The 21,987-nt window shown below is 57.7% G+C and carries 18 protein-coding genes; 5 read left to right on the top strand and 13 right to left on the bottom strand.

What is annotated here, in order from left to right:
• Positions 1 to 191: 191 nt before the first annotated feature.
• Complete coding sequence (locus tag ABEA58_RS05240) at positions 192 to 1,871, bottom strand: NAD-dependent malic enzyme (protein WP_345549498.1); 1,680 nt, start codon at positions 1,869 to 1,871, stop codon at positions 192 to 194.
• Between the two features lie 1,299 nt (positions 1,872 to 3,170).
• Here ABEA58_RS05240 and ABEA58_RS05235 point away from each other — a divergent pair.
• Positions 3,171 to 4,676 (top strand): flavin-containing monooxygenase, encoded by a 1,506-nt coding sequence (locus tag ABEA58_RS05235; RefSeq protein WP_345549497.1) that lies wholly within the window; start codon positions 3,171 to 3,173, stop codon positions 4,674 to 4,676.
• Between the two features lie 110 nt (positions 4,677 to 4,786).
• Here ABEA58_RS05235 and ABEA58_RS05230 read toward each other — a convergent pair whose 3' ends face one another.
• The 4 genes from ABEA58_RS05230 to ABEA58_RS05215 all read right to left on the bottom strand — a co-directional run bounded on the left by ABEA58_RS05230 (position 4,787) and on the right by ABEA58_RS05215 (position 8,414).
• Complete coding sequence (locus ABEA58_RS05230; protein ID WP_345549495.1) at positions 4,787 to 5,236, bottom strand: OsmC family protein; 450 nt, start codon at positions 5,234 to 5,236, stop codon at positions 4,787 to 4,789.
• 475 nt (positions 5,237 to 5,711) lie between these two features.
• Positions 5,712 to 6,869, bottom strand: a complete 1,158-nt coding sequence (locus ABEA58_RS05225; protein ID WP_345549494.1) for an acyl-CoA dehydrogenase family protein — start codon at positions 6,867 to 6,869, stop codon at positions 5,712 to 5,714.
• 41 nt (positions 6,870 to 6,910) lie between these two features.
• Complete coding sequence (locus ABEA58_RS05220; RefSeq protein ID WP_345549492.1) at positions 6,911 to 7,819, bottom strand: DMT family transporter; 909 nt, start codon at positions 7,817 to 7,819, stop codon at positions 6,911 to 6,913.
• Between the two features lie 85 nt (positions 7,820 to 7,904).
• A complete protein-coding gene (locus ABEA58_RS05215) occupies positions 7,905 to 8,414 on the bottom strand; it encodes an Lrp/AsnC ligand binding domain-containing protein (protein WP_345549491.1) in 510 nt (169 codons plus the stop codon).
• Between the two features lie 140 nt (positions 8,415 to 8,554).
• On the opposite strand from ABEA58_RS05215, the gene putA reads away from it, so the two are divergent.
• Positions 8,555 to 11,701, top strand: coding sequence for a bifunctional proline dehydrogenase/L-glutamate gamma-semialdehyde dehydrogenase PutA (putA, locus tag ABEA58_RS05210; protein ID WP_345549489.1), 3,147 nt, complete (start codon positions 8,555 to 8,557; stop codon positions 11,699 to 11,701).
• 686 nt (positions 11,702 to 12,387) lie between these two features.
• On the opposite strand, the gene ABEA58_RS05205 is transcribed toward putA, so the two are convergent.
• The 8 genes from ABEA58_RS05205 to ABEA58_RS05170 form a co-directional block, all read right to left on the bottom strand.
• The gene (locus ABEA58_RS05205) at positions 12,388 to 12,687 is read right to left on the bottom strand and encodes a glycine zipper family protein (RefSeq protein ID WP_345549488.1); all 300 of its coding nucleotides are present in this window, start codon (positions 12,685 to 12,687) and stop codon (positions 12,388 to 12,390) included.
• 481 nt (positions 12,688 to 13,168) lie between these two features.
• Complete coding sequence (locus tag ABEA58_RS05200) at positions 13,169 to 13,870, bottom strand: hypothetical protein (protein ID WP_345549486.1); 702 nt, start codon at positions 13,868 to 13,870, stop codon at positions 13,169 to 13,171.
• A gap of 258 nt (positions 13,871 to 14,128) precedes the next feature.
• A complete protein-coding gene (locus tag ABEA58_RS05195; protein WP_345549484.1) occupies positions 14,129 to 14,662 on the bottom strand; it encodes a DUF2878 domain-containing protein in 534 nt (177 codons plus the stop codon).
• 23 nt (positions 14,663 to 14,685) lie between these two features.
• Positions 14,686 to 15,969: a class I SAM-dependent methyltransferase gene (locus ABEA58_RS05190; RefSeq protein ID WP_345549482.1), complete on the bottom strand. Its 1,284-nt coding sequence runs from the start codon at positions 15,967 to 15,969 to the stop codon at positions 14,686 to 14,688.
• Positions 15,966 to 16,739, bottom strand: coding sequence for a DUF1365 domain-containing protein (locus ABEA58_RS05185; protein ID WP_345549480.1), 774 nt, complete (start codon positions 16,737 to 16,739; stop codon positions 15,966 to 15,968). The genes ABEA58_RS05190 and ABEA58_RS05185 overlap by 4 nt, the downstream gene beginning before the upstream one ends.
• Positions 16,739 to 17,989: an NAD(P)/FAD-dependent oxidoreductase gene (locus ABEA58_RS05180; RefSeq protein WP_345549478.1), complete on the bottom strand. Its 1,251-nt coding sequence runs from the start codon at positions 17,987 to 17,989 to the stop codon at positions 16,739 to 16,741. The genes ABEA58_RS05185 and ABEA58_RS05180 overlap by 1 nt, the downstream gene beginning before the upstream one ends.
• Entirely contained in the window at positions 17,980 to 18,765 is a 786-nt protein-coding gene (locus ABEA58_RS05175) for an SDR family NAD(P)-dependent oxidoreductase (protein WP_345549476.1), read from the bottom strand. The genes ABEA58_RS05180 and ABEA58_RS05175 overlap by 10 nt, the downstream gene beginning before the upstream one ends.
• A gap of 3 nt (positions 18,766 to 18,768) precedes the next feature.
• Positions 18,769 to 19,206: a nuclear transport factor 2 family protein gene (locus ABEA58_RS05170; protein ID WP_345549474.1), complete on the bottom strand. Its 438-nt coding sequence runs from the start codon at positions 19,204 to 19,206 to the stop codon at positions 18,769 to 18,771.
• A 181-nt stretch (positions 19,207 to 19,387) separates the two neighbouring features.
• Here ABEA58_RS05170 and ABEA58_RS05165 point away from each other — a divergent pair, with 181 nt between their 5' ends.
• From ABEA58_RS05165 to ABEA58_RS05155, 3 genes are all read left to right on the top strand, one after another.
• Positions 19,388 to 20,008 carry a sigma-70 family RNA polymerase sigma factor gene (locus ABEA58_RS05165; RefSeq protein ID WP_345549473.1) on the top strand — a complete coding sequence of 207 codons (621 nt, stop codon included), beginning with the start codon at positions 19,388 to 19,390 and terminating at the stop codon, positions 20,006 to 20,008.
• 7 nt (positions 20,009 to 20,015) lie between these two features.
• Positions 20,016 to 20,726 carry a ChrR family anti-sigma-E factor gene (locus tag ABEA58_RS05160; protein ID WP_345549472.1) on the top strand — a complete coding sequence of 237 codons (711 nt, stop codon included), beginning with the start codon at positions 20,016 to 20,018 and terminating at the stop codon, positions 20,724 to 20,726.
• Between the two features lie 746 nt (positions 20,727 to 21,472).
• Positions 21,473 to 21,961 (top strand): Lrp/AsnC family transcriptional regulator, encoded by a 489-nt coding sequence (locus tag ABEA58_RS05155; RefSeq protein ID WP_345549471.1) that lies wholly within the window; start codon positions 21,473 to 21,475, stop codon positions 21,959 to 21,961.
• Positions 21,962 to 21,987: the final 26 nt, after the last annotated feature.

Here is a 21,987-nt window from a genome sequence, read left to right as displayed (position 1 = left end):
ATCTCCCTGATTGGCCGGCCGCGGTTTCACACTGCCAAAGCCAACCGGCAACCGGACCCTCGATTGCGAGGGTCCGGTGCTTTCTTACCTGATGGCCCTGCTGGCCTGACAGCCCTGCCAGCCTTCTCAGGCTTTTACGCTTCTTGTACGCCTTGCTCTAGTTGCCCCTCTTGCCACACTGATTGCACTGATCAGAAGGACCGGCGGCGATACTTGCGGTAACCCGGATACCAGAAGTTGCGCTCGATGGACGCGCTCAGCTTTTCCTCCGTCACGCCCGGCGCCACGCCGTCCGCCTGCGCCTGCAGACCGACCTTGAGGGCGATGTACTGGGTAATCTCGCGGATGTCGCCCAGATCCGGCAGCAAGGCGCCCTGCCCTTTTTTCACCACCGGGGCGTGTTCCGCCAGCGCATAGGACGCGGCCATCAGCATATCGTCCGTCACCCGGTTGGCACCGGCGGCGATAACGCCGAGGCCAATGCCCGGGAAGATATACACATTGTTGCACTGGGCGATGGGATAAACCCTGCCATCCAGCTCCACCGGCGCAAAGGGGCTGCCAGTGGCCACCAGTGCCTCGCCTTTTGTCCAGGTCAGGATTTCCTGCGGTGTGGCTTCGGCGCGGGATGTGGGGTTGGACAGCGGCAGCACCAGCGGGCGCGGGCAGCCCGCGTGCAGGGCCTCGATCACCTCCTGGGTAAACAGGCCGCCCTGACCGGAAACCCCGATCATGATGGTGGGCTTGGTATTCTGCACCAGCTGCAGCAAGTCCCATTCGCTCACCCCGGGGAACTTTTCCGGGTTCTGCGCCAGGCGCTGCTGGAAGCCGTGCAACCCTTTCATATTGCTGGTGACAAGACCGTAGCGGTCGAACATCAACAGCCGCTCCCGAGCCTGCGCCTCGGTAAGCCCCTCGCCCACCATGGCCATCACAATCTGTTCGGCGATGCCGCATCCGGCGGAGCCGGCACCGACCACCATCACCCGCTGTTCGCTCAGGGGCTCACCCTTGGCCTTGCACGCCGCCAGCACCGTACCGAGACAGACCGCCGCGGTGCCCTGAATATCGTCGTTGAAGCAACACAATTCGTCGCGGTACTTTTCCAGCAGCGGCATGGCATTGGTCTGGGCAAAGTCTTCAAACTGCACCAGTACTTTCGGCCAGCGACGCTTCACCGCGGCGATGAACTCCGCCACAAATTCGTCGTACTCTTCCTTGGCAATACGCTCGTGTCGCCAGCCCATATACATGGGGTCGTTCAGCAATGTGCGGTTGTTGGTGCCCACATCCAAGGTCACCGGCAAGGTGTAGGCCGGGCTGATGCCGCCGCAGGCGGTGTAGAGGGACAGCTTGCCGATGGGGATACCCATACCGCCGATACCCTGATCGCCGAGACCGAGAATACGTTCACCGTCGGTGACCACAATCACTTTCACATTGTCTTTGGTGGCGCTGCGCAGGATGTCATCCATATGCTCGCGATCCGGATAGGACACGAACAGACCGCGGTGGTTGCGATAGATATTGGAAAACTCCTCACAGGCCTCGCCAACCGTCGGTGTGTAGATGATCGGCAACATCTCCTCAATATGTTCCTCGATCAGGCGGAAGAACAGCGTCTCGTTGTCATCCTGAATAGCGCGCAGATAGATATGCCGGTCCAGGTCGGTCTTGCACTGCTGGTACTGGTGGTAGGCGCGGCGGGCCTGTTCCTCGATGGACTCGACATTGTTGGGCAGCAGGCCCACCAGATTGAACTCAAGGCGCTCCTTGCGGGTGAATGCACTGCCCTTGTTGAGCAGGGGCATTTCCAACAGGGAGGGGCCGGCATGGGGAATATAGAGGGGGCGTTTATCTTCGTTGGTCATCGCTTCACATAGTAGGCATATGCGCGGGGACAGGGTCACCGGCGGCATAAAATTCTTGGAATTGGAGTCTGTGCAGAAGGTTTTGCGGCCCGAAGAACAGCGAGCCTTTGGCAGTCATAAATTGCGCCAATTTCACGGAATTCCTGATGAACCCCCATCGCCTGCGCAGGCACGCAGCCTACACTTTGGCGCGAAATTAAACAAGCAGGCACCCCGCTGCGGACCCCCGGCATAATTTCTATAGCACAGCCATATGCGGGCACAGCAGTATGACCAGCTTCGCAGTCCCGTCGCGCCCAGCCTAAAAGCGCAGCATCAGCGGCTTGCAACACAGCTTTTCACAGGCGAATGCCTGCAAATCCAGCATTAAACCCGAACAGAAAATGATGATTAAAATGTGCCTGAAAGCTCTGATCGAAAGCAGCGATTGAAAACCATGATGAATAAGGAGCGATTGAGAGGTGTGATGGAGAGAAGTGATGGAAAGGCGTGATCAAACGGAACGATGCTAGCAGTGATGGAAGGAATGATGGAAAAAACAATGAAAAATGGATTGAGCGTGAGAATCGAAAGCTGCGACCGCAAATAGTGATTGAAAGCTAAGATTGAGCGTAGCGATGAAAAGCAGCAATGAAATGCAGCAATGAAATGCGGTGATGAAATGTGGTGATGAAAAGTGCTGATGAAAACTGCTGATAAAAAGTGCTGATGAAAAGAACACAGAAAGTGACTCTGAATGCACCAGAAAAACGCCGCAGCGGCAAACACCCCAACTACGCGAGGCTGGGGCTGGGGCTGGGGCTGAACTCTGTTTGCCGGGAAGAAACTGCCCCCGCAAGTATTTTTGCAATCTGCGCCTCCCCCCCACAATCTCAGCCCTCTGCAATAGAGCCGCATATGCAAAGAGAAAAGCGGCTTTTTACCATCCAACCACCATTTAAAAAGCGTATAAGGCAAGAGGTACAGGTTCCAAGTTCTGGTACAAGAAGCTGTTTTCCACCAGTAACAGGCCGCCAACGTAAGCGGAAGCCAGAGTAACAGGAAGCTAAAGTAACCCTGGAGCAGGCTCTTTCAGCCTCCAGAGGGGTTAAAGGCTGCGCCCAAGGGCAGGCTGCACCCAAGTGAAGCCTGAGCAACACAGGCATGACCGACCAGTCCAAAACCGAGGCGCCGCCCGCCACCTGGTGCTATTACCACGGGCCAGGATCGATTATGGTACTTGCGACTAAATACAAGACATAACAACAGACATAACAATCAAGAATTAAAAATAAGAGTGGAAGGGAGCCCCTGATTGCCATGAATCAGCAACATTTCGACATCCTGATTATCGGTGCCGGCCTGTCCGGTATCGGAACAGCGTGCCATCTGCGCCAGACAAGCCCCGAGCGCAAATTTGCCATTCTCGAGCGCCGAGAGCGGATCGGTGGCACCTGGGATCTGTTCCGCTACCCCGGCATTCGCTCCGACTCCGATATGTTCAGTTTTGGCTTCAACTTCCGGCCCTGGAACGGTCTCAAGGTACTGGCAGACGGCGAGTCCATCCGCAGCTATATCGCCGAAACCGCCGCAGAGTTCAATGTCACCGACCACATCCAGTTCGGCGTGGACTTGCAGGAGGCCAACTGGGACAGCGCCCGCGGCCTGTGGACACTGCGCGGTAGCCACAATGGCGAGCCGGTGACCTATACCTGTAACGTGCTAATCTCCTGCACCGGTTATTACGACTACCAGCAGGGCTACCTGCCGGAATTCGCCGGTACCGAGCTTTTCCAGGGGCAGATCATTCACCCGCAGCAGTGGCCGGAAAACCTGGATTATGAGGGCAAGCGGGTTATCGTGATCGGCAGCGGCGCCACCGCCGTCACCCTGGTGCCCGCCATGGCGGAAAAAGCCGCCCATGTCACCATGCTGCAGCGCTCCCCCACCTATGTGTTGTCTGTGCCCTCGGAGGACAAGATCTCGGCCTTCCTCAAGAAGTGGCTGCCGGAGCAGTGGGTTTACCGCATGGCCCGCAAACGCAACATCAAGCTGCACCGCTGGATCTTCAAGGCCGCAAAGCGCTGGCCCGAATTCACCCGGCGGATGATGCTGCGCGGGGTGCGCAAAAGCCTTGGCAAGGGCTTCGATATGAGTCACTTTTCGCCAACCTACAAACCCTGGGACCAGCGCCTGTGCGCAGTGCCGGACGGTGATCTGTTCGAGGTCATCAAATCTGGCAAGGCGTCGGTGGTCACCGATGAGATCGATACCTTTACCGAGCAGGGGGTGCGTCTCAAGAGTGGCGCCGAACTGCAGGCGGACATTATCGTTACCGCCACCGGCCTCAAGGTCCAGGTGCTCGGGGGCATGGCATTGAAAGTCGACGATCAGGCAGTGCCGCTTAACCAGCGCCTAGTCTACAAGGGTGTTCTGATGGAGGGCGTGCCCAATATGGCCTGGGTATTTGGCTATACCAATGCGTCCTGGACGCTGAAAGCCGACCTGTCAGCCGACTATATCTGCCGCCTCCTCAACCATATGAAAACCGTCAATCAGGGTGTGTTTATTCCCCTCGACCGGGAGGGCTGCGCGGAACAGGAGTCCGTGATGGCGGCGCTGAAATCCGGCTATGTCGATCGGGCAGATCACCTGTTGCCTCGCCAGGGCACCAAGTACCCCTGGCGCCTGATGAACGACTATGAAAAGGATGCCAAGATTTTGCTGGAGTCACCCATCGATGACGGCATCCTCAATTTTTTCCCCAGCCCAACATCCGCAAAACCCACTCAGGCTGCCAGCCACCCTCAACCTGAAGAGGCCTGACTCGCAGTAGCAGTAGAGGTGCCCCCTGCCCCGGTTACCCGCCGGGGCAAAGCGGGCTTATTTTGACGGTTGGACGACCGCCAAGCGGATAGATGTTGGAACACCAGCCCCTAGGACGCCGATGAGAGGCGCGAGCGAATTTTGATTTCGGAAGTCAGGGTGCGCTCCACCGGGCAGCGGTTGGCGATATCCAGCAGTCTGCCGCGCTGCTCACCGGTCAGCTGACCTTCCAGAGTGATTTCCCGCACTATCTCATCGACCTTGCCCTCTCCCGTTGCACAGTCAGCGCAGTCCTGCGCGTGCACTTTCTGGTGGGAGAGAATCACCCGTACCCGCTTCAAGGGAATATTGTTGCGATCCGCATACATACGAATGGTCATATTGGTACAGGCGCCCAGAGCCATCAGCAGATATTCGTAAGGACCCGGCCCCAGATTACTTCCACCGAACGCCTCCGGTTCGTCAGCCACCAGCTGGTGCGGCCCGGAATGCAGACTCTGGGTGAATTTGCCATCGCCTCGCTCTTCGACGGTGACGACCGTTGGTGTGGGCCCACTCATGAAATCTTTCTCCGTTCTGCAACTTTTCCGAACCTGCCAGGCTCCACCTTACGCGCACGTCTACCTGAACGAGCCTTCTCGCACTTTTAATCACGAGCAGGTCTTGCCTGACTGCCAGCCCGAGCTGTTACCCAGACTGCTACCGCAAAAGTCTTTCCTGCCAACACCAGCGAACGAACGACTCAGGGCTGCAGATAACAGCAGCAACCGTTGCCTAACCTGCCCATGGGGCCACTGGTAAGGAGCGGCAGCACATACAGGAAAATGGGATAGTTTCAGTCTAGACGGGCGGATGCCAGCTCTGCGCATTAACCCGCAAACTGGGGGCAGCAACAGGCAACCGTGCTAGCCGCAATGCATCAATGAATAGCAGCCACCGTGGCAGCGGCCAACTCGCTGACAGTGGAGGCGATCAAGAGCGCGGACTCAGGGGCAGGTTAATGAGGGCACTCTAGCGAGACCAGGTCAGCGCCGATCAGCGCATGCCGTCCAGCAGGTGGCGGGCAATGATCAGGCGCTGGATCTCACTGGTGCCCTCATAGATGGTGGTAATGCGCACATCGCGGGCCATACGTTCCAGCGGGTAATCGCGGGTATAGCCGGCACCGCCATGCATCTGCAGCGCGGTGTAGCAGGCCTCGTTGGCTTTCTCCGTGGCATACAGCTTGGCCATGGACGCGGCGGGACCGAATGCCAGCCCGGCATCCTTCTGCCAGGCTGCCTGCAACAGCAGCAGGCGCGCCGCTTCCATTTCCGTGTACCGGTCGGCCAACTGCCACTGCAGCCCCTGGAAGCTTGCCAGCTTTTGACCGAACTGCTCGCGCTCCTGAATAAAAGCGCGGGCACAGTCCAGCGCCTCAAGCCCAATTCCCAGCGCCAGCGAACCGATGCCGATACGGCCACCGGCAAGCTCGCCGACGGCGATACGAAAGCCCCGGTTTTCCTCGCCCATCAGGTTCGAAGCCGGTATCCGGCAGTTGTCGAAGGACACTTCGCTGGTGATGGAGGCCTTCTGGCCCATTTTCTCCTCGGCCTTGCCGATCACGAGTCCCGGTGTGCCGGCCTCCACCAGAAAGCAGGAAATGCCCTTGCCCTTGGGCGCTTGCGCATCGGTTACCGCCCAGACCACGAACACACCGGCAAAATCGGCGCTGGAGATATAGAGCTTGCTGCCATTCAGCACATACTCGTCGCCATCCCTGACTGCGCGGGTGCGCATTGCGGCGGCATCGGAACCAGAGCTGGATTCGGTCAGACAGAAAGATCCCGCCGCGTATTCCCCACTGCAGATTCGCGGCAGGTACTTGTTGCGCTGCTCGTCACTGCCCACCGCCTGAATCACCTCCGCCACCATATTGGTGACAGAAGTGGTGGTGGCGGTGGAGGCGCAGCCGCGGGCAAGTTCGGTGATGGCAAGACTGAAGGCGACAGTACCGGCGCCAGTGCCGCCGTATTCCGGGGCGATGTTGATGCCCATGAATCCGAGCCCGGCCAGCGCGCTGAGTTTTTCCAGCAGCAATGCCCGGTCGCCGGTCCTGTCCAGCTCGGCGGCAACGGGCTTCAGCTCGCTGTCGGCAAACTGGCGGGCAGCCTCCCGAATCATCTGCTGTTCATCCGTGAGTGCAAAGTCCATGGATCACCTCAGTCTGTTTATCCTTGTACTGCTGTCGTGATTCACTTGCGGAAAAGACGCCGCGCGAACCCCTGCTGCACAGCCACACCGGTCATGATAAGCACCAGCCCCACCGCTGTCGCGGGGTGGATGGTCTCCCCCACCAGCCAAGCAATCAGTACTAGTGATATAGGCGGCGAAAGGTAAATCAGATTACTGATGCGCGCAGTATTGTCGCAGGCCCGCAGTGCGCCCTGCCAAAGCAGAAAGGCGATTCCCATCTCGAACAGGCCCACATAAATGGCACCCAGCCAGCCCTGCAGGGGTGGCCACTGCCAGTTCCCCTGCCACAGTACCACGCCCAAGAGCCACGGCAGACCACAGAGAAAACCCAGCAGCAGATTGACCGGCGCACTGCCCTGCACACGGGTGTTCAAGAGCCAGTAACCAGCCCAGATAAAGGTGCTGAAAAGCGCCAGCGCGACGCCGGTCAGCGATTCGAAATGGAGCCCGAACGGATCACCGCGGGTGACAATGACCAGCACTCCGCTGTAGCAGATAAGCCCGGCCACAACATCCACCACCCGCAGGCGCTGACCAAGCAATGGCACCGACAGCAACGCCAGAACCACGCCCCAGGTGTAATTGAGTGGCTGCGCCTGCTGCGCCGGCAGCAGGTCATAGGCATTGAACAGCACCAGGTAATAAAGAAAGGGGTTACAGAACCCGAGCGCCAGGTACCAGCGGTAATCCTGCCGCCAGCGCTGGCGGAGTTCCGGCCACAAGTGCCGGTGGGTCACCACCATCGCCATCAACAGGGTCGAAACCACAGCGGCAATGGTGACCAGCTGTAACGGCGATAAATACTGCAGGGAAAGTTTGAATGCACTGGCCACCGTGGACCAGCAGAGCACCGCGGCCAGCGCGAGAATATAGGCTTTGCGGTTATTGCTGTCTGGCAAAGCTGCCACCTCTATGTACCTCTCAATGTACCTCTCAAGCGCGCCTCTCAGGATACGCGCAGCGGGCACTCCGCGCGGAGCGTCTAAGCTTTTATCAGCGCTTGCCGGACTTGGCTTTGGGGTCGGGATCGGGAACGGCTACGGCGGTATCGGTTTTCACCTCCTCGATCACCACATAGGTGTGGGTCTCGCGCACGCCGGGAATGGAGGCGAGCTTCTCGCCGAGGAAGCGCCGGTAACCGAGCATATCCTTGATGCGGATTTTCACCAGGTAATCGAAACCACCGGCGACCATATGGCACTCCTGCACTTCCTCCAGGTTGGAGACGTAGTCATTGAAGGCCTCGAGCGCGGAGGTCGCCGTATCGGTGAGGGTCACCTGGATGTAGACAACCAGGCCCGCGTGCACCTTGAGGGGGTCCAGCAGCGCCACATAGTCGCGGATAAAGCCTTCCCGCTCCAGGCGCTTGACCCGCTCGAGACACGGGGTTGGGCTCAGGTTCACCCGCCGGGCCAGTTCCACATTGGGCAGGCGCCCCTCGCGCTGCAGGATGCGCAGGATCTGGCGGTCGATGCGGTCTAGATCTTCCAACTGGCGAGACATGGCAACATACCCTACTGGTGTTTAGGCAAATTCGCGCTAGATTTAACCACACTTCACGGCAAATTGGCGATTAATTCTGAGGCATTTCCCCCATAATCCGACTTTTATTCTGGCCCAATTTTTAGAGTTCGGGAGTCACCATGTCGAAACCATTCGCCGGAGAACTGCACAGCGCGCGCCAGCTGGCCCGACAGTACCTGCACGCCGACGAAAACCAGTGCGTCAGTGAGCTGCTGGCGGCACCCCGCCCCAGCGAGACCACGCGCCAGAGGATTCTGGAAACCTCACGCGAGCTGGTGCGCGCCTCGCGCAAACAGCGCAGCAAGCGCGGCACCCTGGACGCATTCCTGCAACAGTTTGGCCTTTCCAATAAAGAAGGCGTGGCACTGATGTGCCTGGCGGAGTCGCTGCTGCGGGTACCGGATGCGGAAACCGCCGACAAACTGATCGCCGAGAAAGTGCACTCCGGTAACTGGTCCAGCCACCGGGGGCAATCTGACTCCCTGTTCGTCAACGCTTCCACCTGGGGGCTGATGCTGACCGGCAATATCGTCGAGCTGGACCCGGACATCACCGAGAAACCCTCCAACTGGATGAAGCGCCTCGTCAGCCGCATGGGGGAGCCGATGGTGCGCGCCTCGATGATGCAGGCCATGAAAATCATGGGCGGCCAGTATGTACTGGGCCGCAGCATCAAGGAGGCGCTGAAACGCGGCCCGGCGGAAAACCAGCCCGGCACCCGCTTCTCCTTCGATATGCTCGGGGAAGGCGCCCGCACCATGGCGGATGCCCAGCGTTACTTCGACGCCTACATGATGGCGATCGAGGCCATCGGCAAGGACAATGACAAGCGCGATGTGGTGGAGGCCAACGGTATCTCCATCAAACTGTCCGCCCTGCACCCGCGCTACAGCGCCCTGCAGCGGGATCGGGTCATGACCGAGCTGCTGCCGAAAGTGAAGGCGCTGTGTCTGGCGGCGGCGCAATACGACATGGGCCTCAATATCGACGCCGAAGAAGCGGATCGGCTGGATATCTCATTGGACATCTTCGAGGCACTGGCCCGCGACCCGGAGCTGCGGGACTGGCAGGGGCTGGGCTTTGTCCTTCAGGCCTACCAGAAGCGCGCTCCGCACGTGGCCGACTGGCTGATCGCCCTTGGCCGCGATACCGGCCGCAAGCTCATGGTGCGCCTGGTAAAAGGCGCCTACTGGGACAGCGAGATCAAGCACGCCCAGCAGATGGGCCTGAGCGATTACCCGGTCTATACCCGCAAGTGCCACACCGACCTCTCTTATCAGGTGTGCGCCAAAAAGCTGCTGGATGCCCGCGACGCCATCTACCCGCAATTCGCCACCCACAACGCCTATACCGTCGGCCTGATTCTTGAAATGGCCGGCGACGAAGGCAACTACGAGTTCCAGCGCCTGCACGGCATGGGCCACCTGCTGTATGCGCAGCTGGAAGCCGTGCACGGCAAACGTGTGCCGGTGCGTGTCTACGCACCAGTGGGTGCGCACAAGGACCTGCTGCCCTACCTGGTGCGGCGGCTACTGGAAAACGGCGCCAACAGCTCCTTCGTCAACCGCTTTATGGACGAAGCGACACCGGTGGAAGAGCTGGTGCAGGACACCATCGAGCAGAGTGAACACTGCAAACCCTTCCGCCACCCGCAAATCCCGGTGCCGGCGGATATCCTGCTGGGCGGCGAACCGCTGCCCCGCAAGAACTCCCACGGCATCGAACTGACGGACCCGCTGGCGGCGGCGCCACTGCTGGAGACCGTTGACCAAATTCACGGCAGACAATTCAAGGGCGGCCCCATCATCAATGGCGTGATGGGCGAGGCCAATGAACCGGTGCTCAACCCCGCCACTGGCGAAGTGATTGGCCATACCGCCAACGCCGACAAGCACCAGATCGATGCAGCCTATCGCGCCGCCACCGAAGCCCAGGTGGCTTGGGACCGCCTGGGCGGCGAAGCCCGTGCCCGGATTCTCGACCGCATTGCCGACCTCTACGAACAGCACATGAATGACCTGACGGCGCTGATATGCCTGGAGGCGGGCCGCACGCTGAACGACGGTATTTCCGAAGTGCGCGAAGCGGTCGATTTCTGTCGTTACTACGGCAACGGCGCCCGCCAGCACTTTGGCGAGCCAGTCGACCTGCCCGGCCCCACCGGCGAGAGCAACCAGCTCTATCTCACCGGCCGCGGGGTATTCGTTGCCATCAGCCCGTGGAACTTCCCACTGGCGATCTTTACCGGCCAGGTAGTGGCCGCGCTGGCAGCCGGTAACGCAGTGCTGGCCAAACCCGCCGAACAGACGCCGCTGACCGCCGCCCGCGCCGTGGAACTGATGCACGAGGCCGGTGTGCCCAAGGAGGTTCTGCACCTGATTACCGGCACCGGCGCCGCTGTCGGCGAAGCGCTGATCCAGGACCCGCGCCTGTGTGGCGTGGCCTTTACCGGCTCCACCGAAACCGCGCGGTTGATCAACAAACAGCTGGCGGACAAGGAAGGCCCCATCGCCCCCCTGATCGCCGAGACCGGCGGCCAGAATGTGATGATCGTCGACTCCACCGCCCTGCCGGAACAGGTGGTGGATGATGTGATCCAGTCCGCCTTCCTGAGCGCCGGTCAGCGCTGCTCGGCCCTGCGTATCCTGTGTGTGCAGGACGTGATCGCCGACAACCTGCTGAAGATGCTCAAAGGCGCCTGTGAGGAGCTGAGCCTGGGAGACCCCTCCAAGCTGGCCACCGATATCGGCCCGGTCATCGATGAGAAAGCGCTCGCCACGCTGGAAAAGCATCGTGAGCGCATGGCCGCCGAGGCCAAGCCACTGTTCGCCTTCGACGAGAGCAAGATGCCGGAGAACGGCACCTTCTTTGGTCCGCAGGTAGTCGAAATCGAGGACTTTTCACTGTTGAAGCGCGAGGTGTTCGGCCCCTTCCTGCACGTTATACGCTTTAAGGCGGAAGAGCTGGAAGACACCATTCGCCGTATCAATGCCACGGGCTATGGCCTGACCTTCGGCCTGCACTCGCGGATCGAGGGCCGCGCCCACGCGGTGTTTAAGCGGGTCAATGTAGGCAACGTCTACGTCAACCGAAACATGATTGGTGCCGTGGTGGGCGTAAATCCGTTCGGCGGCCAGGGCCTCTCCGGCACCGGCCCCAAAGCGGGCGGCCCGCTTTACCTGTACCGCTTCGCAGAGGAGAAAACCAAAACCATCAACACGGTTGCCACAGGGGGCAACACCCAGCTCTTCTCTCTACAACAGTAACTTTGCCCGCAGGACAGGCTTAGGGCGAAGGCCTAGGGGAAAAGCCTAGGGGAGAAGCTTTGCGGGAAAGCGCTACAGGGAAAGCTTCACGGAAAAGCTTTACGGAAAAATTTCGAGGAAAAGCTTCCTGAGAAAGCAGCAGGGATAAGCCCCACGGGAAAACCCAAAGGAAAAGAGCGGCTTAAAGCCGCTCTTTTGACTTCTGTTTCCGGAAGCATACAGCTTGAGAAATCGGTAACTGTCAGATCAAGTCTGAACTACTACAGATCATTGCACTTGCCAATGTCGTTGATGCCCGCTGGCGCTAGCGAAGACCGCAGCCCTTCCCCTCGGCCTCTGCTTTCTTTCCTGTTTCCTGTTTCCTGTCTCCTGCCTCCTGTCTTCCCCCTCTTTTCTCCGCCCCCTTTTAGTCGCTTTGGGCTTTTGCGCTTTCCACCTTTTCCCTGCCCGCACCACCACGGCTTTGTAAAGGTTGAGACGACGCTTCCCGGTAAGGTAGCGACGATCCCATAAACAGCCTTTGCGAACATGACGGGATAACAGGAATAAAAAAGCCGGGCACGTGGCCCGGCGTAAGCTAAGTCCTGTGAGATTGCCGAATATCAACAGGTCCGTTGTATTCCCTCAGGAGATGAATTTCACATGAACTCTTTGACCGCGCCCTGGCGCGAAAAGTTCACAGTGGATCAATTTAAAACGTGGTAGCCGCGGAAACGCAGACAGCTTTTGACAATACGGTCTTCCTCCCGGTGTGAGCTGCCAACGCCGGACACCCCACCCAGTAGAGCGCCCGCGCCTGCGCCAGCCGCCGCTGCGCGGCTGCTATCGCCAACAATTGCACCCAGCGCACCACCCAGCAGGGCACCGCCTGCAGCTTGTGTCACGCCCCTTCGCCCCGCATCAGCCCGGGCATAGTAGGCATTGGAGCGGCAGTCCATAAGGTCCCTCTGGTACTGAGTCATGTTCACACCCTGAGTATCGATCACCACGCCTCCGGCACCGGGTACCTGTTCCTGCGTAACGCAACCCGTCGCAAGAACGGCACAAAGCCCCAAGGCTGTAGCAAGTGCAAGTTTCCCAGTACGGGAGTTCGATATACGAGACTCAGATATAAGAGACTGGGATGTACGAGAGTTTAAAGTACGGGGTTGTGACTCCCCCATACTGCTCATGTTGCTGAATTCACCCTTTAGGTTCATACCACGACCTCGCTTTGTGGTGAGTGCGCCTTACTGGTCCAGCGGCTCATCTGCCGCAGCAGTCGCACAATCCAGAAATGAGCCATCGGAAATGACCCAACCGATAGGGTCGGCTGCGAAAGCCACAGACCCTCGAATACTGCCGGCGAACAAATGACGCCTCTTTCCACTTAGGTTTAGCCTTATGTGGCATGTCGCGCCAGTCTCAGACCAAAAAAAAGCTGACCAAAAGGCCAGCTAAATGAGCTCTGTGCGCACAGTCTCAATATCAATATTGGTAATTGATCCTTAAGCGCTGGCTGCCACCACGGGTATCGAGCAGGTTGGTCACCCCATCAAAGAGCAGCAGCCTGCGACTGTCGGGGTCGTACTCCAGGTAAAGCGCCCCGGCAAATAACCGCAGAAACGCCTGGTCAAGATCTACCTGCAGGCACAACCTGCCTGCACCACCAGTGCACGCCACCTTGCGCGCACGCAGTGGAATCGCACGGCCGTGTACCGGTGAAGCGAAGTTAAAGCTGACAGACTGCCCAGCAGAAAGGCGAGCCCAGTTGTTGCGAACAAAGGCGTCGAAGCCGGCATCGGCAACATCTACCGCCGAGGAGGGAAGGATTTCAGCCTCCCAGCCGCTGCCGGATTTTTCCCGATAGCGCATTTCAATCTGACCACCACGTGGGTTGAGGACACGCTCTTCCCCGTGTCGATAGTCCTGCTGGGCAACGGAGGGGATGGTCGAGTTCACACCACCAAGTTGTTTTTCGGCGATGCGGTGACCACCTGGAGAATAGTAAAGCACCCTGCGTTGATTGCCCTGCGCTGGCAGGTGGTATTCGCAATACACAAGAGCCCCACTGCGCGGGTCGCGGGCCAGCCCAGTGGCAAATACCTCACCTTGATAACCGCAGCTCGCTGCGGCATTTCCACTGGCAGCGGAGATTAAAAACGCCAGCAATACAAGCAACTTACCCATGGTGCACCTCCTTAACCATGACGCAACTCTTTACCATGTGCTCTTTACCATGTGCTCTTTACAATGTAGCTCTTTACCATGTAGGCCTTTACCAAGCACCAAGCACCAAGCACCAAGCACCAAGCACCAAGCAGCTATTTACCACGTGGCTCTTTATCGGGTAGCGGTTTATCACCTAGCGCTTTAACACAGGCCTTTTACATGTAGCCGTTTAGCAGGCAGATGCTTACCGCCTGAATCTCATTACCACGCACCGCATTAACTCTCACGCACGACTTGCCCCTGAGGCACCTCGGTGAAAATCCGGCGCCTGGAAAGCCAAGTGGTAAATGGCATAAAAAGCGCCCAGAGTGCGACCAGCACAATAATAGGCAAGATGACCGGCTGAGAGAAATCCACGGTTCCATTGAGCCAGGAGCCCGTCCAGTAGCTGAAAGGCCCAAAGATGCCGCCGACCAGTGCGGCAAGCCAGGCGTTCTTCTGCAGAAAGAACATGCTATAGCGAAGAGCCGTGGCGAAATTCACCCAGAGCAACAGCAGCCAGGCAGGCGGGAAAGGAGATCCGCTTTCGTTCACCAGCAGGCCACTGGCAAATACCGCGGTATCCATGGCCGCGCCACAAAACCAGATGGCGGCGACCCACAGCCACTCCTTCGGCTTGTCGGCGACAATAAACAGGTGGACCAGAAGATTCGCCAGCGTAAAGCTGGCGATAATCGCCACACTGTCAACTAAAACGCACAGGGGCCAGGCGATGTCGAACAACACGGCGTTGACGACAAACCGCCACACAAGCCCCTTGTCGATTGACGTCTTCAGACCGGCAGCGCTTTGCAGCGCGGTTTGGCGAACACGAATTGCGCGGTGCTGATCGCGCGCTCAAGAAATCCACCTTCGCAGTAGCAGAGATAGAAATCCCACATACGGATAAAGCGGCTGTCAAACCCCTGTCTCTTGACTTCCTCAAGACGCTCGAAAAACGCCTCGCGCCAGGCTTCCAGTGTGCGGGCATAATGGAAGGTAATATCTTCGAGACCGACAATCTGCATATCCGTATTGTCGGCGATATGGTCTGCCACAACCTGATTGGAAGGGAGGCAGCCACCGGGGAAGATATAGCGCTGAATAAAGTCCACCTGCTTGCGATAACGATCATAGCGCTGATCCTGGATGGTAATGGCCTGCATCACCATAAGGCCGTCTTCCTTGAGCAGATGGCTGCAGCGGGAGAAGAAGTTGCGGTGATAATCGTGGCCAACGGCCTCAATCATTTCGATGGATACCAGCTTGTCGTACTGCCCTTCCAGATCGCGATAATCCTTGAGCAGCAGAGTAATCCTGTCCTCCAGCCCCTCTCTCGCAACCCAGGCCTTCGCATATTCATACTGCTCGCGGGAAATCGTTGTAGTGGTTACACGGCAACCGTAACGCTTGGCCGCGTGAATCGCCATGGCTCCCCAACCGGTGCCAATTTCCAGCAGGTGGTCGGTAGGGCTCAGGTCCAGTTTCTGGCAGATTCGCTCCAGCTTGTGCACGGACGCCTCGGCAAGGGTGGCATCCTCGCGAGGAAAAATCGCCGAGGAATACATCATGCTCTCATCGAGGAAAAGCCGGAAAAAATCATTGCCGAGGTCATAGTGTGCGGCGATGTTTTTGCGTGAGCCATTGCGGGTGTTGGCATTGAGGCTATGCAGAACTTTGAGAAAAGCCTTGTGCAGGAAACTCCAGCGTGAGTCCAGGTTCTCCAGCATAGCCATGTTGCTGACCATTAAGCGGATCACGTCTACAAGAGAAGGGGAACTCCAGGCCCCCTGCATATAAGCCTCACCAGAACCCACGGTGCCGTTCAGCAACACATGTGAGTATGTGCTGGCATCGTGAATACGAATGGTCGCACTCACTTCAGCGGCATCTGCCGGCTGGCCAAACTCATAACGCTCACCGCCCTCTTCAACAACAAGACGTCCGTTGCGAATGCCCCCCATTTTTGCCAGCACCAGGCGCCGGGCCAGTGCCACAAGCCAGGATTCTTTTTCGGAAAATTGTGAAAGGCTCTCAGCGCCTGTTGCGGTGGTAGAACTTGCTTCTATGGATTTCATCGGCGATTTTCTCCTGCATCGGCCCTAACCACGGCCACCTGATGTGTAAAGATAGGGACGCGCTTGAGCCACAACCTGAATGCCTGCCAGTATATTGCGATGATCACTTTTACGGTCATCAGCGGATAACGGATCAGGATTTTATTAAGGTTCGCGGTAGAAATTTCCTGCCGCGTGAGACTCATGGTCGCGTCAAAAACGCATTGTTTTTTATCAAAATTCTGCAAATGAACGGTCAACCGCTCCCCGGGTGTGACACTGCGCCAGCGATAAACCTGGTCCATAGGCATAAACGGCGATACATGAAAGTCTTTGCTGAAAGCGGCTTTCTGCACGCCATTCATTTCCCTGCAGTCCAGCACATAAGTGTGGCGTTCATTCCACGGCGTATTGTGCACATCCAATAAGATCCAGCGCACCTCCTCGCCTTTACTATCGAAACAATAGTAAGTGCTGATCGGGTTCATGTTGTAACCGAAATAACGCCAGTTGGCCAGCAACCGAATCGGCCCCAGAGGCCGCTCACCACCGACCTCGGCGATACGACTTCTGACGGCTTCGTCGAGGGGCACTGCAGGATCCCCCATAAAATCTTCACGACAAAACCTTGCCGGGGCCCATTTACCAGCCGACCAGAAACGGGACTTGGAGACGACCTGCTCCAGTTCCGCCAGGTCCAGATACATCATGAAAACATGGTACTGAAACTGGTGCTCTCGCGGGGAAAAACGCCGGTGCCTGACCAAGCCACTGTAAATGGCACTCTCCATCAGAGTGTCACTCCCAATGCCTCACAAACCCGCAGTGCACTTTTCACACCGTCCTCATGAAAGCCATTGGCCCAGTAAGCACCGCAGTACCAAGTCTTGTTGACGCCATTAATTTTTCCCCACTGCTGCTGAGCCTGCATACCCGCCACAGAAAACTGCGGGTGCTCATACTGGTAGCGCCCGATAATTTTTTCCGGTGCTATTGCGTCGTCTGCGTTCAAGGTCACGCAGTAGGTCTTGTCGGTGTCGAGCCGCTGCAGAATATTCATGTTGTACGTCAGTACCGGGAGCTGATCAGAGCCCTTCTGCAGGCGATAGTTCCAGCTGGCCCAACAGCGCTCACGGCTTGGCAGCAGCCGGGTATCTGTGTGCAGCACAACGGAATTTGGCGCATAGGGGATGGCGCCGAGAACCGACTGTTCATCGGCACTGGCATCCGCAAGGCAGGCAAGGGCCTGGTCGGAATGGCAGGCGAAGATCACCGCATCATAGTGCAGCTTTTCCCCGGCAGCTGTGTGCAACTCGACACCATCGGCAGTGCGCAGCACGGAAGCAATCGGGGTCGACAGTCGAATCTTGTCCGCGAAACCTGCGGTCATCGGCTGGATGTACTCCCGCGAGCCTCCTTTAATCACTCGCCACTGCGGCCGATTGAAGATATTCAAAAGCCCGTGATTAAAGAAGAAACGAACAAAGAAGTCCACAGAGAAATCCCGCATCTGCGACAGGCTTGCGGACCATATCGCAGAGCCCATGGGCACCAGATAACGGTCGCAGAACTCGGCAGAGTAGGCATTGTCTTCGAGGTACTGTCCAAGCGTCATCCCCTCGGCAAGACGACCTTCCTTCCAGTCGCGCACGGCTTCGCGGTTGAAGCGAAGAATATCCCGTAACATCCGCCAGTGACCTGGGCGCAACAGATTAGAGCGCTGGCCGAAAAGGCTATTGAGGTTGTTGCCGGCGTATTCGAATGTTTCGCTGTCGGAGCAGACACTGAAACCCATGTCAGTAGGCTGCGACTCGATACCCAGCTGCTCCATAAGCTTGATGAAATTCGGATAGGTCCAGTCGTTGTAAACAATAAAGCCAGTATCGATGGCCAGTGTTTTGTCTCCTTCCTGGACGTCGATGGTGGCGGTATGCCCGCCTAGCCTGTCCGCAGATTCAAAAAGAGTAATATCGTACTTTTTATTCAGGAGGTAGGCAGACGTCAGTCCCGCAATACCACTGCCCACAATCGCTATGCGCATTTAGTTTTCCTTAGTGATCGTATTCTTGTCATTCTTGGTGTACAGATCCCAAACCAGAGGCTGCTGAAAAAGCCAAGGAAACGCAATGGCCAACTCAGCCGGCGTGGAAAATCAATAATATGCCTGCCCCGCAATACACCCTTTTCGATGCTTTCAGCCGCCGCATCCGGGGTCATCATAAAGGGCATATCGAAGTCATTGGATTTGGTAAGTGGGGTATCGATAAACCCCGGGCGAATGTGGGCCACATGCAGGCGCACCCGGGAGGTATCGGCACGAACAGAATCGAGGAAGTACCCCAGTGCAGCCTTCGAGGCGCCATAGGCTTCCGCCCGCGGGAAACCCACCACTGAGGACAAACTCCCCACTGCGGCAAAAACTGGCTGCTTGCTGTGCGAGAGGAGCGGCAACGCCTGGCGCAGGGTATTCACCACACCGAAGAAATTCGCATCGAATACGCGTCGATAGCTCTCCAGTTTTAATTTCAGGCCATCGTCATATTCACAGGTGCCGGCACAGGCAAACACCATATCCAGGTGATCGGTAAGGCTCGCAAGGCGATCACCAGCCTCCTCCATGGCTTTGTCGTCGCCCACATCACAGTCGAGCACTCGGATGTTTTTTGGCGCCGTTTTCTGCAGTTCAAGCAGGCTATCCCTACCGCGGCTGCTGACGATGACAAAGTTATTGTTTTTGGCCAGGCGCAGGGCCAGAGCCTTGCCGATCCCAGAACTGGCACCGGTAATCCAGATGGTCTTATCGCGAATCGCTTTCATTCCCTAGCTCCCCGCGCCACCGAGGCGCTTTTTGATACCGCGCACCACAGATCCCAGCAGGGGAACCTGCTCGTAGACCATGGCGCCCAAGTCGTAAAAATCCTCGTGATAGTAAACCCGGTCGTTGAAGTGCAGCAGGCTGCAGCCGCGCAGGCTAAGCTCCCTCCCCCCCTGGAGCTGCCGGTGACTGAAGTGCATTTGCCACGGCAGGCAGGCACCGCCCTCGGATAATACCGAACGGTCAAACTCAAACCTGCAGCTGGTCAGGCCACCGCTCATATCGGAGAAATAGCGCTTCAGGGCTGGCAGCCCCTCCACCTGGTGTACCGGGTCGCGAAAAACCACTTTTTCATCGTAAAGGCTGTCCAGCAACGATGAATCCCCCGCCACCGCAGAAAAGTCACTGTAGTACTGCTGAAGTTCTTCTATAAGTCCGCTCATTTGCTCTATTACTTCCCTGATGGAGATTTGGGGACTTGTACGCCGCTCGGGCACAGGCGGATTCACCTGTATTAAAGGAACGCTAAACGGCAAAAAAATCCTTCTAACGAACCTATCGAGAGATCCGAGTGTTCCACAACGCCGTAAAGAGTGTTCGAACAAGTATCAAAAGATCGTTACCATGGCGCAAGTGACATCGATTAAAAGAGCAGATAACCCCGTGGAAGTCCCCAAGAATCGTGATGACGACTGGAGCCTGCTACTGGTTCGGGTCGGTAAGGATCAGGACAAAAGAGCTTTTGAGCAACTGTTCCGCCATTTCGCCCCCCTGATTAAGGGGTTTCATTACAGTCGCAATACCCAGGCGTTCTGTGCTGAAGCCGCCGACGAGCTTGTACAGGAAGTAATGATCCGCGTGTGGAGAAAGGCGCCAAGCTTCGACCCTTCCAGAGCTTCGGCCAATACCTGGGTCTACACGATCATGCGCAACTGCCGCATCGATATGTTGCGGCGTAATAACCGCCGTCAGGACTCCGATAGCGGCGATATCGATGTGGATGATATCTGGGACGATACCCCCGACACGCAACCGCTGCTGTTTTTGCAGCGCAAGCGCGGCGAGGAGGCGGTGGCAAAGGGACTTGCAAGTTTACCGCCAGAGCAGAGCCATGTGCTCGAAAAGGCGTATATGGAAGGTAAATCACACAGTGAAATCTCTGCCGAGTTGGGCCTGCCCCTCGGCACCGTAAAGTCCCGTGTGCGACTGGCACTGAAGAAGTTGCAGGCAAGTTTGAGTAATTAGGTGGACCATGATACGTCATCATCCCGACCAAAATATGTTGCTGGAATACGCTGCGGGTTCCCTGCCCTGGGGCATGAGCCTGGCTGTATCCTCCCACCTCCAGCTGTGCCCTCAGTGCCGCCAGCAACATGAAGACCTTAACGATATTGGTGGAGCCCTGCTGAATGAGAGCGAGCCACAGATCGTTGAGACAGACGCATTCGCAAAGCTGATGGGGCGCCTGGACCAGGAGCAGCACCAGGCACAAGACGAGGATACGGGCCCCACCGAGGTTGAAGAACCGCCGGTGCCGACGCAGCCCAAAAAGGCCGGCGCAGACCCCATTCTGGCGAACCTGCCCAAGGTGGTGGGAAAGCTGGTGAGCTCAAACCGACCGCTGAAATGGAAGCGGGTATCCAGCGCCTTGCGCACCTCCCGCCTTGCGACCGGCCAGGATCGCTATGAAGTCGCCTTCCAGCGGATTTGCCGGGGTGGCCGGGTTGCGGAGCACGACCATCGCGGCCGTGAGGTAACCGTGGTTCTGGTGGGCAGCTTCTCCGATGCTGACGGCGTCTACTGTCGCGGCGACTTCCTCTTGCGGGAACCCGGTGATGTGCACCGCCCGATAGCCACCCAGGATCAGGAATGCCTTTGCCTTTCCGTGCTGGAAGCGCCGGTAAAGGTGACCGGACCACTGGGCTGGCTGGTCAACCCCTTTCTGTCCTTCCGCCCCAACTGAAGTGGCCGCCGCCTGGACATCCCCCAAGTCCAGGCGGGGCTGATATTTCAATACCGCGCCTTCCAAGAAAAGGGGGGCTTGGTGGGCCGGCCTTCCCCATGCACGGCCATAGTGGCGCCAGCGCGAAACTTTGAACACCGACCCTGAACACCGCCCCCCGCAAACTCCTCTAGCCACCCAGCATAAAGCCCCAACCGAAGTCGCGGGCAATATCCGTAGAGCTAGCGGCCCGCTATACCCTCAACCTGATCGCATTCGCCCACCGCCATGGGGGATCTGCTTGTGTTGATTGGTCCTGAAGAAACCTACCGACCGGATAACGGACAGGTCATACCCAAGGCGTCCGTTATGAGGCATAATCCCGCCACAAGTCACCAATTAAGAATGGCTGAGAGCAACAAATCACCACTATCATGAAAAATAGTGACACCGTGCGCAACAATCCCCGGAGTCTATCCCGAGGCCCCGGATAGACTCTAACCCCCGGGTGGAGCTGGGAGAGCCAGGAGAAGCCGGGGAAAACCGGGGGAAGCCGGGGGAAGCCGGGGAAAGCCTGGAGACAACCCAGAACAAAACCGGCCAGAGTAAAGCCGGCGGTCGCCTGTCAGCAAAGCAGTGCTGCCAGTTAAGCAGCGCAGTCACTCAGGCGGCATGGATAACCACCGCAATCAGCGGTTCAGACCCGGCCAAGCCGCCCGTAACCCCCTAGTTAGCCGGCGCAAGCGCCGAATAAGAGCGAGCCCAATATGGCTTATTCACTGGACGCCACCGACAAGAAGATTCTGGAGATCCTCCAGGAAGACGCCACTATCCCCAACATAGAACTGGCGGAAAAGGTGTGCCTGTCGCCCTCACCCTGCTCACGCAGAGTGAAAAACCTGCACGAACAGGGTTTTATCAAGCGCGCCGTCACCCTCTTGGAACCACAGAAGGTGGGCCTGCCGGTGAGCGTATTTATTCAGGTGACCCTCAACCACCAGGTCAAGAAAGAGCTGCAGGGTTTTGAGTCCGTTATCGCGCAGTGGCCGGAAGTGATGGAGTGCTACCTGATGACCGGGGATTTCGATTACCTCCTGAGGGTGGTGGTTCCCAATCTGCAGGCCTACCAGGAATTCCTCGACAAGAAACTTACCGAGTTGCCGGGTATCGATCACATCAAGAGCAGCTTTTCCCTCAAACAGGTACGCTACCGCACCGAGCTGCCTTTGGAGCAACTGCTCGAGCAGGCCCGGTAGAATTATCGATGACCAACCTATCCCTG

It is taken from the genome of Microbulbifer aestuariivivens (genome assembly GCF_039545115.1).
GTDB lineage: Bacteria > Pseudomonadota > Gammaproteobacteria > Pseudomonadales > Cellvibrionaceae > Microbulbifer > Microbulbifer aestuariivivens.
The sequence above is the reverse complement of the archived record's forward strand: the minus strand, read 5'-3'. Positions and strand labels throughout refer to the sequence as shown.